13 protein-coding genes and 1 rRNA gene are annotated in these 15,298 nt (G+C 32.2%); all 14 read left to right on the forward strand.

Annotation, left to right across the window (positions count from 1 at the left end):
* Window positions 1-9: 9 nt before the first annotated feature.
* The 14 genes from rrf (at window position 10) to purN (ending at window position 15,294) form a co-directional block, all read left to right on the forward strand.
* Window positions 10-124: ribosomal RNA gene (gene rrf / locus HZY82_RS04845) — 5S ribosomal RNA — on the forward strand.
* A 327-nt stretch (window positions 125-451) separates the two neighbouring features.
* Window positions 452-760: a nucleoside triphosphate pyrophosphohydrolase family protein gene (locus tag HZY82_RS04850; RefSeq protein WP_179938857.1), complete on the forward strand. Its 309-nt coding sequence runs from the start codon at window positions 452-454 to the stop codon at window positions 758-760.
* A gap of 197 nt (window positions 761-957) precedes the next feature.
* Window positions 958-2,856: a polysaccharide biosynthesis protein gene (locus HZY82_RS04855; RefSeq protein ID WP_179938859.1), complete on the forward strand. Its 1,899-nt coding sequence runs from the start codon at window positions 958-960 to the stop codon at window positions 2,854-2,856.
* Window positions 2,843-3,964: a glycosyltransferase gene (locus HZY82_RS04860; RefSeq protein ID WP_179938861.1), complete on the forward strand. Its 1,122-nt coding sequence runs from the start codon at window positions 2,843-2,845 to the stop codon at window positions 3,962-3,964. Before HZY82_RS04855 ends, HZY82_RS04860 begins: the two co-directional genes overlap by 14 nt.
* On the forward strand, window positions 3,936-4,424 hold the full coding sequence (locus HZY82_RS04865) for an aminoacyl-tRNA deacylase (protein WP_135157160.1): 489 nt from the start codon (window positions 3,936-3,938) through the stop codon (window positions 4,422-4,424). Before HZY82_RS04860 ends, HZY82_RS04865 begins: the two co-directional genes overlap by 29 nt.
* A 78-nt stretch (window positions 4,425-4,502) precedes the next feature.
* Window positions 4,503-5,171, forward strand: coding sequence for a VTT domain-containing protein (locus HZY82_RS04870; RefSeq protein WP_179938863.1), 669 nt, complete (start codon window positions 4,503-4,505; stop codon window positions 5,169-5,171).
* Between the two features lie 8 nt (window positions 5,172-5,179).
* Window positions 5,180-5,740: a TVP38/TMEM64 family protein gene (locus HZY82_RS04875; protein WP_179938865.1), complete on the forward strand. Its 561-nt coding sequence runs from the start codon at window positions 5,180-5,182 to the stop codon at window positions 5,738-5,740.
* 289 nt (window positions 5,741-6,029) lie between these two features.
* A complete protein-coding gene (gene purE / locus HZY82_RS04880; RefSeq protein ID WP_135157166.1) occupies window positions 6,030-6,515 on the forward strand; it encodes a 5-(carboxyamino)imidazole ribonucleotide mutase in 486 nt (161 codons plus the stop codon).
* Window positions 6,502-7,632 (forward strand): 5-(carboxyamino)imidazole ribonucleotide synthase, encoded by a 1,131-nt coding sequence (purK, locus tag HZY82_RS04885; protein WP_135157168.1) that lies wholly within the window; start codon window positions 6,502-6,504, stop codon window positions 7,630-7,632. Before purE ends, purK begins: the two co-directional genes overlap by 14 nt.
* A gap of 13 nt (window positions 7,633-7,645) precedes the next feature.
* Window positions 7,646-11,383: a phosphoribosylformylglycinamidine synthase gene (locus HZY82_RS04890; protein ID WP_135157170.1), complete on the forward strand. Its 3,738-nt coding sequence runs from the start codon at window positions 7,646-7,648 to the stop codon at window positions 11,381-11,383.
* 120 nt (window positions 11,384-11,503) lie between these two features.
* A complete protein-coding gene (purC, locus tag HZY82_RS04895) occupies window positions 11,504-12,223 on the forward strand; it encodes a phosphoribosylaminoimidazolesuccinocarboxamide synthase (protein WP_135157172.1) in 720 nt (239 codons plus the stop codon).
* 2 nt (window positions 12,224-12,225) lie between these two features.
* Complete coding sequence (gene purF, locus HZY82_RS04900; protein ID WP_135157174.1) at window positions 12,226-13,704, forward strand: amidophosphoribosyltransferase; 1,479 nt, start codon at window positions 12,226-12,228, stop codon at window positions 13,702-13,704.
* Window positions 13,704-14,732 carry a phosphoribosylformylglycinamidine cyclo-ligase gene (purM, locus tag HZY82_RS04905; RefSeq protein WP_135157176.1) on the forward strand — a complete coding sequence of 343 codons (1,029 nt, stop codon included), beginning with the start codon at window positions 13,704-13,706 and terminating at the stop codon, window positions 14,730-14,732. Before purF ends, purM begins: the two co-directional genes overlap by 1 nt.
* Window positions 14,722-15,294: a phosphoribosylglycinamide formyltransferase gene (gene purN / locus HZY82_RS04910; RefSeq protein ID WP_135157178.1), complete on the forward strand. Its 573-nt coding sequence runs from the start codon at window positions 14,722-14,724 to the stop codon at window positions 15,292-15,294. The genes purM and purN overlap by 11 nt, the downstream gene beginning before the upstream one ends.
* Window positions 15,295-15,298 lie beyond the last annotated feature (4 nt).

Genomic DNA, 15,298 nt, shown 5'->3' on the forward strand with positions numbered 1-15,298 from the left:
TAGTTTTCGTCTGGTGGCGATAGCAAAGAGGATACACCTGTACCCATACCGAACACAGAAGTTAAGCTCTTTAGCGTCGACTGTAGTTGGTCTTACGACCTGCGAGATTAGAACGTTGCCAGGCAATAGTAGAACCCTTTGGGGTTCTTTTTTTATTTACTTAATTTGATTTTATCTCGAAAATATAGTAATATTATATATAATATTACTGTTTTATAAAATAGCTGATAACAAATCAGAACTGTGATTTCAATCTGAGCTAAAAGTCCGAACTAAGTTTTATTGGTGGAGGCAGAGAGGATCGAACCCCGACCTTTGTGGGATGAGTCGCCTTTATTTGTGACCAAGTTTTAGTTAGGTAAACTAGTGACAAAATAATTAAATAATGTCGTCGTAACGTCTTGCTATGATTGACTTTGTAGAGATAGATTGTAAAGGAGTATGTAGATATATGAAAGAAATAAAAGAAAAGTCTCTTAGAATTAGAGATTTATATCATAGATTAGAAGAACTACATCATGGATCTAAATGGACTGTAGAAGAAGACGCCCTGGCTTTTCTTACTGATGCAGCTATTGTAGGTCGGCTTACTATGGACAATCAGGGAAGATGGCCTAGTAATAAGAGTGATGAATTAACCTACAAAATTGGTGAATCTATTTGGTGGCTAGTTATACTGGCAGATAGAATGAATCTTGATATTGAAAAATGTATAGAATTATTTTTAGAAGATAAATTGAAAAAAATGGACAATAAATAAGGGAAGAAGACTATAACTTTTCTAAAAAATATAGAAATTAACTCTTAAATCTAAAACATAGTACTTACCAAAAACTGCTAGATAGCTCTTTGTAATACATCTCTGTAATACAATAGAAAACCCCCTAAGGGTTTCTTTTTTTAGGCTCTTTGTGGTAAAATTATAGTAATATTTTTGTGAATGAAAGTAGGAATTATATGGATAAACTATTTAGTTGGACTATATATTCTAAATATAGACTGCAACTCATTTTAATTATAGATTTATTATTTGTAATTATTGGTAATGCAGCGGCAGTATTTTTAGATAGAACAATGTATATTGATCAAATATTATATAAGTTCTCTACTCAATTAAGTCTATTTTTACTTATATCCAGTCTTATTTATTCTCTACTATTTAGCATCTTTTCAGTCTATAAGTCATTATGGTCCTATATAGGAATTAGGGAGATAGTTAATATATGTATTTCTGTTTTGATTTCTAATTTCTTTGTTAGTATTCTTTATAATTTTATATTTACTGATAATTTTTCTCATATAAGATTTACTATCTTTGCCCCCTTATTGATTATATCTGGAATGACTTTTGCTAGGCTTGTATATAGAGCTTTATTAGAAGCCCATAGAAGAAAAAATAAAACCTCCTATTATAAAAACACCTTAATTATAGGGGCAGGTGATGCTGCCTATTTGCTGATTAAGGAATTGCATAAAAATAATAGGTTTAAGGCTAATATTGTAGGCTTGATTGATGATAATAGGGTCAATTCTACCGTTAATGGAATAAATGTTCTAGGTAGAACAAGTGAAATAAAAGAATTAATAGAAAAATATGATGTAAATTTAGTATTTTTAGCTATACCTTCTATATCTGCTAGTGATAAAAATAGAATATTAGATATTTTAAAAGAGGTTAGTCATGTAGAAATTAAGATAATGAAAGAAGGGCTAGACCTCTTGGAAGCCAAGTCACTATCTAAACATATAAAAGATGTCTCCATAGAAGACTTATTGGGTAGAGGTGAGATTAAGTTAGAAAAAAATGAAATTCAGTCTTATATTAGTGATAAAGTAGTTTTAATAACAGGTGCTGGGGGATCTATTGGAAGTCAGATTGCTAAGGAAGTATTTGAATTTAAGCCTAAATATTTAGTCCTTACTGATATTAATGAAAATAGCCTATATATGCTAGAAAGAGATTTTGATTTTAAAAAATTGTCAAATTCTAAATATGAAAATATAGAATACATATCTGAGATAGTTTCTATTAGGGAAAAAGAAAATCTTAGGCAAGTATTTGATAAATATAGACCTGATGTAGTCTTTCATGCTGCTGCCCACAAGCATGTTCCACTAATGGAACGTAGACCACAAGAGGCGGTAAAAAATAATGTAGTTGGTACTAAAAATGTTATGGAAGTTGCTGTTGATTTTAAAGTAGAGAGATTTATAATGATTTCTACCGATAAGGCTGTTAATCCAACAAATGTTATGGGAGCATCTAAGAGGCTTACAGAAATAATCTTACAGGCAAAAGCTAATAAGTATGATACCAAGTTTGCAGCAGTAAGATTTGGTAATGTTTTAGGCTCTAATGGTTCAGTAATACCAATATTTAAGGAACAAATAAAAAAAGGAGGACCCCTTACTATAACTCATAGAAATATAATAAGATATTTTATGACTATACCGGAGGCGGCACAATTAGTTTTGCAGGCAGGTTTTTATGCTAGTGAGGGAGAAATTTTCTTGTTAGATATGGGAGAACCGGTAAAAATAATAGATTTGGCCAAAAGTCTTATTAAATTATCAGGTCTAGAAGTTTATAAGGACATTGAGATTAAGGAAATAGGTTTAAGACCTGGAGAAAAAATGTTTGAAGAATTATCACTGGATTATGAGAATAGTGAAAAAACTGATAATGAGATGATATTTAAGAATAAAGTTTTAAACATTGATGAAGAACAGCTTAATAGAAAGTTAGAAAGATTAGAGCTATTAGTTCAAAATGGAAATAATACTGAGATAAGAGAATACTTATTTAAAATTATAAACGAATATAATGGTAAGGAGGTAGAATATGAAGCAAAATAGAATAATGTTAATAATCAGTGCTAATAATCCAAATAAAAGCCTGATAGATTATACTAGAGATCTTAGTCTTAATGATATTGATTTAATAGTTGTAGATGATGGATCTGATGCAAAATATAGTGAATTATTTGATAAAATTGTTTCTGAGGGTCATCTAGTCTTGAGGCATGCTAAAAAAATGGGTCATGGTAGATCTTTAAAAACAGCAATTAATCATATGATGAACAAAGAGAACCTGCCGCCTTATATAGGTATTGTGGTGACTAGTGCAGACGCAGTTAATGATATTGAGACTGTATTAAAATTAGAAAAAGAGATGACAACATTACCTAATTTTATAATATTAGCTAGACAAAATGTTAATTATGATAATATAAGAACTTTTGATAAAGTTTTTAATAGATTTACTAGCTTTATGACTAGATGGATATATGGTAAGAAAATAATAGATAATTTTACTAATTTAAGAGCTTATCCTATCAGTCTTATAGGTCAAATTCTTGCTACAAGAGGAGAAGATCTTGATTTAGAAGCTAGATTCTTGGCTAAGGCAATGGATGAGGGTATAGCTGTAAAAGAGATAAGACTTGATAACAATTATCATGTTGAAAATAAGGGAAAAGAATACTTATTAGAAAAATTTAAGGTATTCAAGCAAATCATAAGTCCTTTTGCCAAATATAGTTCAATAAGTATAATTACAGCCTTGACAGAACTATTATTGTTTAAAATACTAACAACTCTATTTCTTTTCTTTAATATGGAAAAAGATTTAATATTTATATTTGTGAGTATTTTCTTTGCTAAGTCTATGGCTTCAATATTGAATATTGTCTTGAATAAAAATTATAAATATAAAAATAGTGGACGTAAAAAAATTACATTTTATAGACATTTACTTATAAACTTCATCAAGTTAGGCTTGTCTTCATATTTAATTTATATTCTAATGAATAAATTGGCTTATGATGAAGTAAGATCAAAAATACTTGTAGATATACTATTATTCTTATTATTCTATAAGATTGTTTATAGTTGGGTATTTAGTAGTAAAAATAAAAAAATAAGTGGAGAAGGATATGGCAAAGAAAAAAGAAGTAAAAACTAATGCAATGCGTTTTTTAGATAATAATAAGGTAGACTATAAGCACTATGAGTTTGATGCTTCATCAGAAGCAGCAAGAACTGGTGTTGGAGTTGCTGATTTAATTGGTCGAGATTATAAGCAAGTTTTTAAAACAATAGTAACTACTGATAAGAAGGGTGGCTACTTTGTTGCTGTAATTATGAGTGAAGATAATATTGATTTTAAAAAATTAGCTAAAGAAGCGGGAGTTAAATCATTATCAATGTTACCCTTAGCAGAATTGACTCCACTAACCTCTTATGAAAAAGGTGGATGTTCTCCATTTGCTATGAAGAAACAATTCCCTACATTCGTAGACCAAAAGGCTAGAGATGTAGAAACAATTATAGTGTCTGCAGGTAAGGTAGGACAGCAGGTGGAAGTTCCAGTAAAAGTATTGGAAGATTTATTAGATGCTAAGCTAGCAGACCTAATTAAATAAGATATTTGGATTTATTCCAAATATCTTTTTTTTTATTTCTATGGTAAACTTTATTAAGTTGATAAATAAGGAGTAGAAATGTTGAGAAAGTATTTGTATATAGGTCTATCTATAATAATATTGGCTATACTAGTCTATTTTAAGCAAGTAGACAGTCAATTTATAGAACTTTTATCTGAAGGAAAAAAAGAAGAATTGCTAGCTTATCTTAAAGCTAGTCCTAATACCTTACTGCTAGCTATATTTTTTATGATTATGCAGACACTTATTGCTAATATAAAGGCCACAAACATAATTTATCCAATTGCAGATTTATATGGCTACCTTTCTGGTACATTTGTAGCTTGGTCTGGAGCCATGTTAGGAATAGTAGTAGTCTTTTTATTAATTAGAAATTTACTAAATCCAATAATATATAGTTTTCTTGCTGATAGATATTATAAAAAAATAAATAGAATTATAGATAGAAATGGCCACTTAATGATAATGGCCTTAAATTTAAGCAAGTTTTTATATTTTGATATTCTTATCTATCTGGCAGCTATCTCGACTATGAAATTCTCTAAGTTTCTAAAGGCTGTGGCAATAGGTCAGTTCTTTTCCTTATTTTTTATTCTCTATTCTTATAAAAATCCACTGAAAATCTTAGAAATTAAGTATATGGATTATATAATACACTACGTCTTTCCTAGTATTATTCTTCTATATATAATAAATAGGATAGTAAAAGATAGAAAAAATCTTTAGGAGGGTATATGCAAGAATTTATTTCATCATTTGGACTTTTAGCTCCTCTAGTATATCTAATAATAGTAGCCTTAGGACCAATAGTTTTTTTACCCATGTCCTTTTTAGCCATGCTGGGAGGTATACTTTTTGGATTAAAATTGGGTCTTCTTTTGAATGTCATAGGTATATCCTTAAATTGTTATCTAATGTTTATTATGACAAGATATAGCTTTAAATCATATGTAGAAAATTTTGTAAACAAAAGATTGACAGAAAAGAATAGACAACTTATTTTTGATGTGGGAGAGGATAAATTAATGCTAAGTATGTTAATACTAAGATTTATACCAATCTTCCCATATTCAATAATCAACTATGCTTTTGCCATGACAAATATTTCATTAAAAAAATATATGTTGGCAGGAGTCCTAGGAGCTATACCTGGAAAAATAGTATATTTAAATTTCGGCGGAGCAAGTACAGATATATTTAGTAAAAAATTTTTAATTGCAGCCTTATTATTAGTTGCCATGACTTTATTGTCCCTATATGCATCAAAAAAATATAAAAATAGAAATAAAAAATAAGGCTGAAATTTGATAAAAAATTTAAAAAGAATTATTAAAGTAAGAATGACCAAATATAAAAGTAGCTTTATATTTTGAATACTAACTAATAAAAAAGTTAGTCTTTTTTATTATCTGTATTTTCTTAGAATTAATTATAGACATAAATACTAGATACCCAGGATAATACGGAAATTAAAATATTAAAAATGAAAATATATAAATATGTTATTAATAACCGTACTATTTATTGTTTTTTATTTCTAATATTGGTATAATTAGTGGTAGATAAAAGAGGGAGGACTAGAGCATGAAAAAAGTTGCTGTTGTAATGGGTTCGTCAAGTGATTGGCCAACTATGAAATTAGCTTGTGAAATTTTGGATGAATTTGGAATTTCATATCATAAGGAGGTAGTAAGTGCCCATAGAACGCCTAAACTAATGTATGATTTTGCAGAAAATGCTAAGGCCAAGGGCTATGAGATGATAATTGCAGGAGCAGGTGGAGCAGCCCATCTGCCAGGGATGATTGCATCACTTACTACACTACCTGTAATAGGGGTACCAATCAAGTCTTCAGTATTAAGTGGTGTAGACTCACTATATTCTATTGTTCAAATGCCAGGTGGAGTGCCAGTTGCAACTATGGCTATAGGTAATGCAGGTGCAAAGAATGCAGGTCTTCAAGCAGTGAGAAGTCTTGCTGTACATGATGAAGAAATTCATAATAAATTAGTAGCTTATATTGAAAAAACTAAAGAACAAGTTGGAGAAATGAATAATGACCTTATATAAAAAATTGGGACTAGATTCTACTATTGGAATTATAGGAGGGGGACAACTTGGTAAGATGCTAGCTGTAGCTGCTAATACCATGGGCTATAAAACTATTATCCTAGATCCCTCAGATAAGGCTTGTGCAAGGGTGGTTTGTGATGAATTTATATGTGGAGCTTTTGATGATGAGGCTGCCTTAAAAAAACTGGCAGAGAAGGCAGATTTAATTACTTATGAATTTGAAAATATCCCCGCTAGCTCTATTAAATTATTGGAAGATGAGGGTGCCTATATACCACAAGGTTTTCATGCTCTAGCAATTTCTCAAGATAGATTGAGAGAAAAGAAAGCCCTAGAAAAAGCAGGTTTCAAGCTTGCTGATTACAGAAAAGTTGATACAAGGCAGGACTTGGAAAAAGCAGTTGAAGAAATGGGTCTACCCTGTATTTTAAAAACTAGATCAGGTGGTTATGATGGTAAGGGACAAGTGAGTATTGATTCATTAGAAGATCTAGACCAGGCTAGTAAACTTTTAGAAGTGGCTTGTATATTAGAGAAAAAATTAAAGTTTGATAAGGAAGTATCGGCAGTATGTGTTAAATCTGTAAAAGGAGATTTAGATATTCTTCCTATAGGGATTAATGAGCATAGAAATGGAATCTTGCATATCTCTCTTGTTTCACATGAAAGTAAAAAAATTGAAGAAATTGAAAAAGCAGTAGAAAACTTTTTTGAAGAATTTCAGATAACAGGAATATTAACAATAGAGTTATTTATAGTTGATGGTCATTTAGTAGCAAATGAAATAGCACCAAGACCTCATAATTCTGGTCACTGGTCTTTAGATGGGGCCAATGTTAGCCAGTTTGAACAAGCCATAAGGGCAATTACTGGGCTAGAACTTATTAAATCAAAAGCTTTAGCTAATACAGCTATGATTAATCTTTTAGGACAGCACTATGAATACTTGGAAAAATATATAGATGATTTAGGATCATTTTCTAAAATTCATCTTTATGGAAAAGATGGAAATATCTATAATAGAAAAATAGGACACATTAATATTGTAGATGATGATATGGAATCTTTAGAAGAAAAAGTAAACTTAGTAGATAAATTAATAAATAATGGATAATAGGGTAAAAGTTATGTTAAATAAAAGAATTTTTGTTGAGAAGAGAAAAGGTTTTGAAGTTGAATCAAATTCACTAAAGAATGAACTTAATGAGTTTTTAGGTTTATCTATCAGTGATCTAAGATTGATAAATGTTTATGATGTTTTCAAGATTGATGAAAATCTATTGGCTAAGGCAGAAGAAGGGATTTTTGGAGAGATTGTTACAGATAATGTATATACAGAATTGGAAATAGGAGATTACCAAGTTTATGCAACTGAATTATTGCCTGGACAGTTTGATCAAAGAGCAGATGCAGCTAAGCAATGTTTCAATTTGCTAGATCCAGAGAATGATGCTAGTGTCAGATGTGGTCGAATCTTCTTATGGAAGGGTGCGGATAAAGACCATGAAGTTGAGGCTATTAAGAAATATCTATTAAATCCAATAGAATCACGTGAGAAAGATTTAGATCTTTTCCAAGAGGAAGAAGATGTTATAGTAGAAAATCAAGTTATCCTAGTTGAAAATTTCAGATCTTTATCAAAAAAAGAATTAGTAGCTTTAGAAAAAGAATTAGGGCTTGCTATGACAATAGAAGATATTTTGCACATACAAGACCACTTCAAGAAAATTGATAGAGATCCATCTTTAACAGAATTAAAAGTATTAGATACTTACTGGTCAGACCACTGCCGTCACACTACCTTCTTAACAAAATTAGAAAATGTTTCTTTTGAAGAATCATTTATTTCAACAGCTTTAGAAAATACTTATAAACTTTATCAAAACTTACGTAAGGAAGTTGGTCGTGAGCAAAAACCAGAAAACCTAATGGATATGGCGACAATCGTTATGCGTCATCAGAGAAAAGAAGGATTACTTGATGATGTAGAATTTTCGGAAGAAAATAATGCTTGTTCAGTATTTGTTGATGTTGACGTAAATGGACAAGATGAGAAATGGTTAGTTCAATTTAAGAATGAAACTCACAATCACCCAACAGAAATTGAACCATTTGGTGGGGCAGCAACCTGCTTAGGTGGTGCAATCAGAGATCCACTATCAGGACGTTCTTATATCTACCAAGCAATGCGTATTACAGGAGCTGGTGATATTACTCAATCTTTAGATAAAACTCTAGCAGGAAAATTACCGCAACGTGTAATCTCTAAAACAGCAGCCAATGGATATTCTTCTTATGGTAACCAAATCGGTCTGGCAACGACTTATGTAAAAGAAGTATTCCACCCAGGATATGTTGCTAAGCGTTTAGAAGTAGGTGCAGTAGTAGGTGCCAGTCCATATTCATCAATACGCCGAGAAAGTCCACAAGCTGGGGATATAATCTTGATGCTGGGAGGAAGAACTGGACGTGATGGAATTGGAGGAGCTACAGGTTCTTCTAAAACTCATGATAAAAAATCAGTAGAAGTAGCAGCCTCAGAAGTACAAAAAGGAAATGCACCAGAAGAGCGTAAGTTACAAAGATTATTCAGAAATGAAGAAGTAACTAAACTTATCAAAAAATCAAATGACTTTGGAGCGGGTGGAATTTCGGTAGCAATCGGAGAACTTGCTGATGGAGTACATATCTATCTAGATAGGGTACCTTTAAAATATAAGGGATTAACAGGAATGGAAATTGCCCTGTCAGAATCTCAAGAACGTATGTCAGTAGTAATCGAGGCTAAAGATTTAGAAAAATTTGAGAAATATTGTTATGAAGAAAATGTAGAAGTAACTTATGTTGCCGATGTAATAGAAGAAAAAAGAGTTTACATGACTTATAAAGATAAGGTTTTTGTAGACTTAGACCGTGAATTCTTAGATACAAATGGAGCAGTATCAAAAGCAGAAGTTAGGGTAACAAAACCAACTTTAGCTAATCCATTTGAAGTAAAAGAAATATCTAATAAAAAAGAAGCCCTAATAAATACAGTTAAAGATTTAAACATTGCCAGCCAGCAAGGTTTGATTGAAATGTTTGACGCATCTATAGGGCAGACAACAGTGCTTATGCCATTTGGAGGTAAGTACCAATTAAGTCAGGCAGAATCTTCAGTACAAAAAATTTCTGTAAGAAAGGCAGATACTGATACAGTAACAATACTAGCCCACGGATTCAATCCCTATCTAGCAGAATGGTCACCATTCCATGGGGCTGCCTATGCTGTAGTAGAATCACTAGCACGTCTAGTGGCAACAGGTGGAGCTTGGCGTAAAACTAAGTTTTCATTCCAAGAATACTTTGAAAGATTAGGAAAAGACAAGGAAAAATGGGGGGCACCATTCGCAGCCCTATTAGGAGCTATCGAGGCTCAAAATGAATTTTCATTAGCAGCCATCGGAGGAAAAGACTCAATGTCAGGAACTTTTGAAGACTTGACAGTACCTCCAACATTTATTTCATTCGCCCTAACAACAGGTAAGGTTCAAGGGGTCACATCTCCAGAATTTAAGAAAGAAAATTCTTATGTCTACCTATTAGAGCATAAAGAAGAAGCGGACTTCAGGCCTAATTATGCTCAATTAAGAGAGAATTTTGATCTTATTGAAAAACTAAGAGAAGAAGGAAAATTATCAGCAATAGCCTCTGTAAGACAAGGAGGATTACTAGAAACATTTGCTACTATGTCATTTGGTAACAAGATAGGATTAGAAGTTACAAATAAAGAAGTTTTAGCAAAATTAAATAAACCATCCTACGGTTCTTTCCTAGTAGAAACAAGTGAAGAATTAGAAGATGAAAGATTGGTCTTAGTAGGTAAAACAGTAGCCGATAAGATTATATTAGATGGGGAAGTAGTAGAATTAGATAGCTTAATCAAAGCTTGGCAAGAGCCATTGGAAAAAGTTTATCCATCAATCTACAAGCATGATGAAGACTATGCTAAGTACAAACTAGAAGAATTGAATCAAGTTAAGAAAGAAATATATACAGGAGATGCTACTAATATTTCCTTAGGAGGGGCTAAACCTAAGGTTGTAATACCTGTATTCTACGGTACAAACTGTGAGTATGATATAGAGAATTCATTCACAAGAGCAGGAGCAGAGGTAGAAATTCTACCATTAGGAACTCTTACAGCAGCCATGTTTACAGAGTCAATTGATAGGCTGGAAAAAGCAATAAAATCAGCACAAATCTTGGCTCTAGCAGGAGGATTTTCAGCGGGAGATGAGCCAGATGGTTCTGGTAAATACATAGCAGTCTTCCTACAAAATGAGAAAATCAAAAATGCAATTAAAGAATTAGTAGCTAGAGATGGACTAGTAATTGGTGTTTGTAACGGATTCCAAGCTCTTGTTAAAGCAGGATTATTACCTTATGGAGATTTTGATAAGGTAAATGAAACAAGTCCAACACTATTTAGAAATGATGTTAACAGACATATATCTATTATAGTTCCAACAAAAGTTGTCGCAAACCACTCTCCTTGGTTAGCAGGATTAGAATTAGGTTCTATCCAAAATATAGCAATGTCACACGGAGAAGGTTCATTCAAGATTTCAGAAGAGCAATTAAAAGAATTAGTAGCTAATGCTCAGGTAGCCACACAGTATGTAGACTTTGATGGTAATGCGACAATGCACCCTAAATTTAATCCAAACGGTTCAAACTTCGCTATAGAAGGAATTACGAGTAAGGATGGGAAAATCCTAGGAAAAATGGGGCACTCAGAAAGATATACAAAAGATTTATACAAAAATATTCAAGGAGAAAAAGTTCAAGGTCTATTTGCTAATGGAGTTAAGTACTTTAAATAAGAACTTGGATAAGAGGAGGTCTGTGAAATCTAAAATTTTACTAGCTTATGCTGAAGAAGGTTAATCTTGCCAGTTATGAAAAGTTAGATTTCATAGAAAATTAAAAAAAGGATGGAAAATATGCTAGTCAAAGGACAATTACTATACCAAGGAAAAGCGAAAGAAATATATGAAAGTAATAAAAAAAATCAAGTAATAATTTATTATAAAGATTCAGCAACAGCTTTTAATGGAGAAAAGAAAGATACTCTGGATAATAAAGGAATATACAACAATAAAATTTCTACTCTAATTTACAAGTATTTAATTAAAAATGGAGTAGAAACTCACCTAATAGAAAAACTTAGTGATAGAGAACAGTTATGTGAGAAAGTAGAAATTTTTCCCCTAGAGGTTATAGTTAGAAATAGGGCGACAGGTTCTTTTGTAAAAAGACTAGGGGCAGAAGAAGGTAAAATTTTTAAAGAAGCAGTATTTGAAACATCTTATAAAAATGATGATTTTGGGGATCCTTTAATAAATACAGATCATGCAGTAGCCCTAGAATTAGCAAGTAGAGTGGAACTTGCTGAAATTAAGAAAAAAGCCTTAAATATAAACAACTTATTAAAGGATTTATTTGATAAATTAGGATTCATCTTGGTGGACTTTAAAATTGAATTTGGTAAAACTAGTGATGGAAGAATAGTTTTAGCAGATGAAATTAGCCCAGATTCAGTGAGACTTTGGGAAAAAGATACACTAGAAAAATTTGATAAAGATAGATTCCGTCAAGACTTAGGTAATGTAATGGAAGCATATAAAGAAGTATTAAGAAGATTAGAAAAATTAGGAGAATAGTAATGAGATCATTAAACGAAGAATGTGGAGTATTTGGTATAGTTAATCACCCTGATGCAAGTAACTTAACTTACTTTGGTCTGCACAGTTTGCAACACCGAGGACAAGAGGGAGCAGGGATTGTAGCAACAGATGGTGAAAAATTAAGAGGATATAGGGACTTAGGATTACTTTCAGAAGTATTCGCAGACAAGGAAAAATTAGTCAACTTAAAAGGTGATTCAGCAGTTGGACACGTTAGATATGCGACATCAGGAAGTAATTCTATTCAAAACATTCAACCCTTCCTATTCAATTTCTATGATATGAGTGTAGGTTTGTGTCACAATGGAAACCTAATTAACGCTAAAACATTAAGAAGAAAATTAGAAGAAGATGGAGCAATCTTCCACTCATCATCTGATACAGAAGTATTAGTACATTTAATTAGAAGAAGTAAGGAGGAAACTTTTAAGGACAAGTTAAAAGATGCCCTTCTTCAAGTTAAGGGAGGATTCACTTATCTAGTTTTAATAAAAGATACCCTATATGGTGCAGTAGACCCTAATGGATTAAGACCACTTGTTTTAGGTAAAACTAAAACAGGAGCCTATATTGTAGCATCAGAAACATGTGCTATCGATGTAGTGGGAGGGGAATTTGTCCGTAATATTGAAGCAGGAGAATTAGTAATTATTACTAAAGATGGATATACTATTGAGAAATATACGGAAGATACTTTAGTGTCTATAGCAGCTATGGAATATGTTTACTTTTCAAGACCAGATTCAGATATAGCAGGAATCAACGTTCACACTGCAAGAAAGAATACAGGAAAGATCTTAGCCAAAGAGCAACCTGCACCTAATGCAGATATAGTTATTGGAGTTCCTAACTCATCATTATCAGCGGCATCGGGTTATGCAGAAGCAGCAGGATTACCTTATGAAATGGGTCTAGTTAAGAACCAATACGTTGCCCGTACTTTCATTCAGCCAACTCAAGAATTACGTGAGCAAGGTGTTCGTATGAAATTATCTGCCGTTAAGGGTGTAGTTGCTGGTAAATCAGTAGTAATGGTAGATGACTCTATAGTAAGGGGAACTACGTCAGCAAGGATAGTTACACTATTAAAAGAGGCAGGAGCAAAAGAAGTTCACGTACGTATAGCGTCGCCAAGACTTATGTTCCCATCATTCTATGGAATTGATATTTCAACAACAAAAGAACTGATTGCAGCTAATAAAACAATAGAAGAGATTCGTGAATATATCAATGCAGACTCACTAGGATTTTTAAGTGAAGAAGGATTAATCGAAGGTATTGGTCTAAACTATGATGTTCCTTATAAAGGATTATGTATGGAATGTTTCAATGGAGATTATTCAGCAGGTTTATATGACTATGCAGATGAATATTTAGACAACCTAACAGATATTCAAAAAGAATATTTGGCAAATAACAAGAGATATTTTGATGATATCGTAAAAGGAGAAAATTAATGGCAAGTGAACGTTATGCAAAGTCGGGGGTAAGTCTTACAGCTGGTTATGATTCAGTAGAAAGAATAAAAAAACACATAGAAAGAACTAAAAATAAGGGAGCAGTAGATTTATTCGGTTCTTTTGGAGGGGTATTTGATTTAACAAAATACGGTTATAGCTCTCCAGTTCTTGTATCAGGAACTGATGGTGTAGGGACTAAATTAATGCTTGCCTTTATGGCTGATAAGCATGACACCATAGGACAAGATGCAGTTGCCATGTGTGTTAATGATATTATTGTACAAGGAGCAGACCCCTTATTCTTCTTAGATTATATTGCTTGCGGGAAAAACTATCCAGAAAAAATTGAACAAATTGTTTCTGGTGTAGCTGATGGATGTGAAAAATCAGAAGCGGCACTTATAGGTGGAGAAACAGCAGAAATGCCAGATATGTACTCTAAAGAGGATTATGATATTGCAGGATTTGCTGTTGGTGCCTGCAACAAGGAAGATTTGATTGATGGTTCACAAGTTAAACCAGGTCAAAGAATTATAGGTTTAGCCTCATCAGGTTTTCACTCAAATGGTTATTCATTAGTGCGTTCAGTATTATTTAAAGAAAATAAGTTAGATATTAATGAAACTTATGGTTTAAGTGATACATTAGGAAACTTACTATTGGAACCTACAAAAATTTATGTAAAAACAGTTAAGGAAATTAAGAAACAAGTTAAGATAAAAGGAATGGCTCATATTACTGGAGGAGGATTCCACGAGAACTTACCAAGAACGCTAGCTACTTATGGTGCTGAATTAGATGTAACAAATGTGAAAGTACCTGAAATTATTGATTTTGTATTAGAAAAAGGAAATATTGATAGGGCAGAAGCTTACAATATCTTCAACATGGGAATAGGTTACGCAATCATCGTTGATGAAGTCGATGCAGCAAAAGTTATTGAGATTGCAGAGGCAAATGGAGAAGTGGCCTATGATTTAGGTAAAGTTGTAGAGAAAGCAGGGGTTGAAATACATGGTATCTAAGATAGCAGTATTCGCCTCTGGATCAGGCTCTAATTTTGAAGCAATTGCCCAAGCTGTACAAGATGGTCGCATTCAAAATGCTGAGATAAGCCTATTAGTGACAGATAAAGATCAAGTCTACGCCCTAGAAAGAGCAAAAAAATTTGATATAGAAACAAAAACCTTTCTTTTAAAAAACTTTGAAGATAAGATAGCCTATGAAAAAGCAATACTAGAAGTCTTATCTGAAAAAGAAATAGATTTTATAGTACTAGCTGGATATATGAAACTGATAGGAGAAAGCCTGCTATCAGAGTATGAAGGAAGAATGATAAATATACATCCTTCAATATTACCAGCCTTTAAAGGAAAAGACGCTATAGCTATGGCCTTAGAATACGGAGTTAGATATACAGGAGTAAGTATTCACTGGGTAGACTCTGGTATGGATACAGGAAAAATTATTGAGCAAGATGTAGTAAGAGTTGATAAAGACGACACTTACCAGACACTTGCAGAAAAAATACATAAGGTAGAACATGTCCTATATCCAAAAGTGATAAATGAAATACTTAATAAATAAAGGA

It is taken from the genome of Gemella sp. GL1, assembly GCF_013415365.1.
GTDB lineage: Bacteria > Bacillota > Bacilli > Staphylococcales > Gemellaceae > Gemelliphila.

Bases quoted from the DNA above. Each gene is read 5' to 3' on its own strand.
- HZY82_RS04890 (WP_135157170.1), top strand. From the start codon at position 7,646: ATGTTAAATAAAAGAATTTTTGTTGAGAAGAGAAAAGGTTTTGAAGTT.
- HZY82_RS04860 (WP_179938861.1), top strand. From the start codon at position 2,843: ATGAAGCAAAATAGAATAATGTTAATAATCAGTGCTAATAATCCAAAT.
- HZY82_RS04875 (WP_179938865.1), top strand. From the start codon at position 5,180: ATGCAAGAATTTATTTCATCATTTGGACTTTTAGCTCCTCTAGTATAT.
- HZY82_RS04865 (WP_135157160.1), top strand. From the start codon at position 3,936: ATGGCAAAGAAAAAAGAAGTAAAAACTAATGCAATGCGTTTTTTAGAT.
- HZY82_RS04870 (WP_179938863.1), top strand. From the start codon at position 4,503: ATGTTGAGAAAGTATTTGTATATAGGTCTATCTATAATAATATTGGCT.
- purK (WP_135157168.1), top strand. From the start codon at position 6,502: ATGACCTTATATAAAAAATTGGGACTAGATTCTACTATTGGAATTATA.
- HZY82_RS04850 (WP_179938857.1), top strand. From the start codon at position 452: ATGAAAGAAATAAAAGAAAAGTCTCTTAGAATTAGAGATTTATATCAT.
- purE (WP_135157166.1), top strand. From the start codon at position 6,030: ATGAAAAAAGTTGCTGTTGTAATGGGTTCGTCAAGTGATTGGCCAACT.
- purM (WP_135157176.1), top strand. From the start codon at position 13,704: ATGGCAAGTGAACGTTATGCAAAGTCGGGGGTAAGTCTTACAGCTGGT.
- purN (WP_135157178.1), top strand. From the start codon at position 14,722: ATGGTATCTAAGATAGCAGTATTCGCCTCTGGATCAGGCTCTAATTTT.
- purC (WP_135157172.1), top strand. From the start codon at position 11,504: ATGCTAGTCAAAGGACAATTACTATACCAAGGAAAAGCGAAAGAAATA.
- purF (WP_135157174.1), top strand. From the start codon at position 12,226: ATGAGATCATTAAACGAAGAATGTGGAGTATTTGGTATAGTTAATCAC.
- HZY82_RS04855 (WP_179938859.1), top strand. From the start codon at position 958: ATGGATAAACTATTTAGTTGGACTATATATTCTAAATATAGACTGCAA.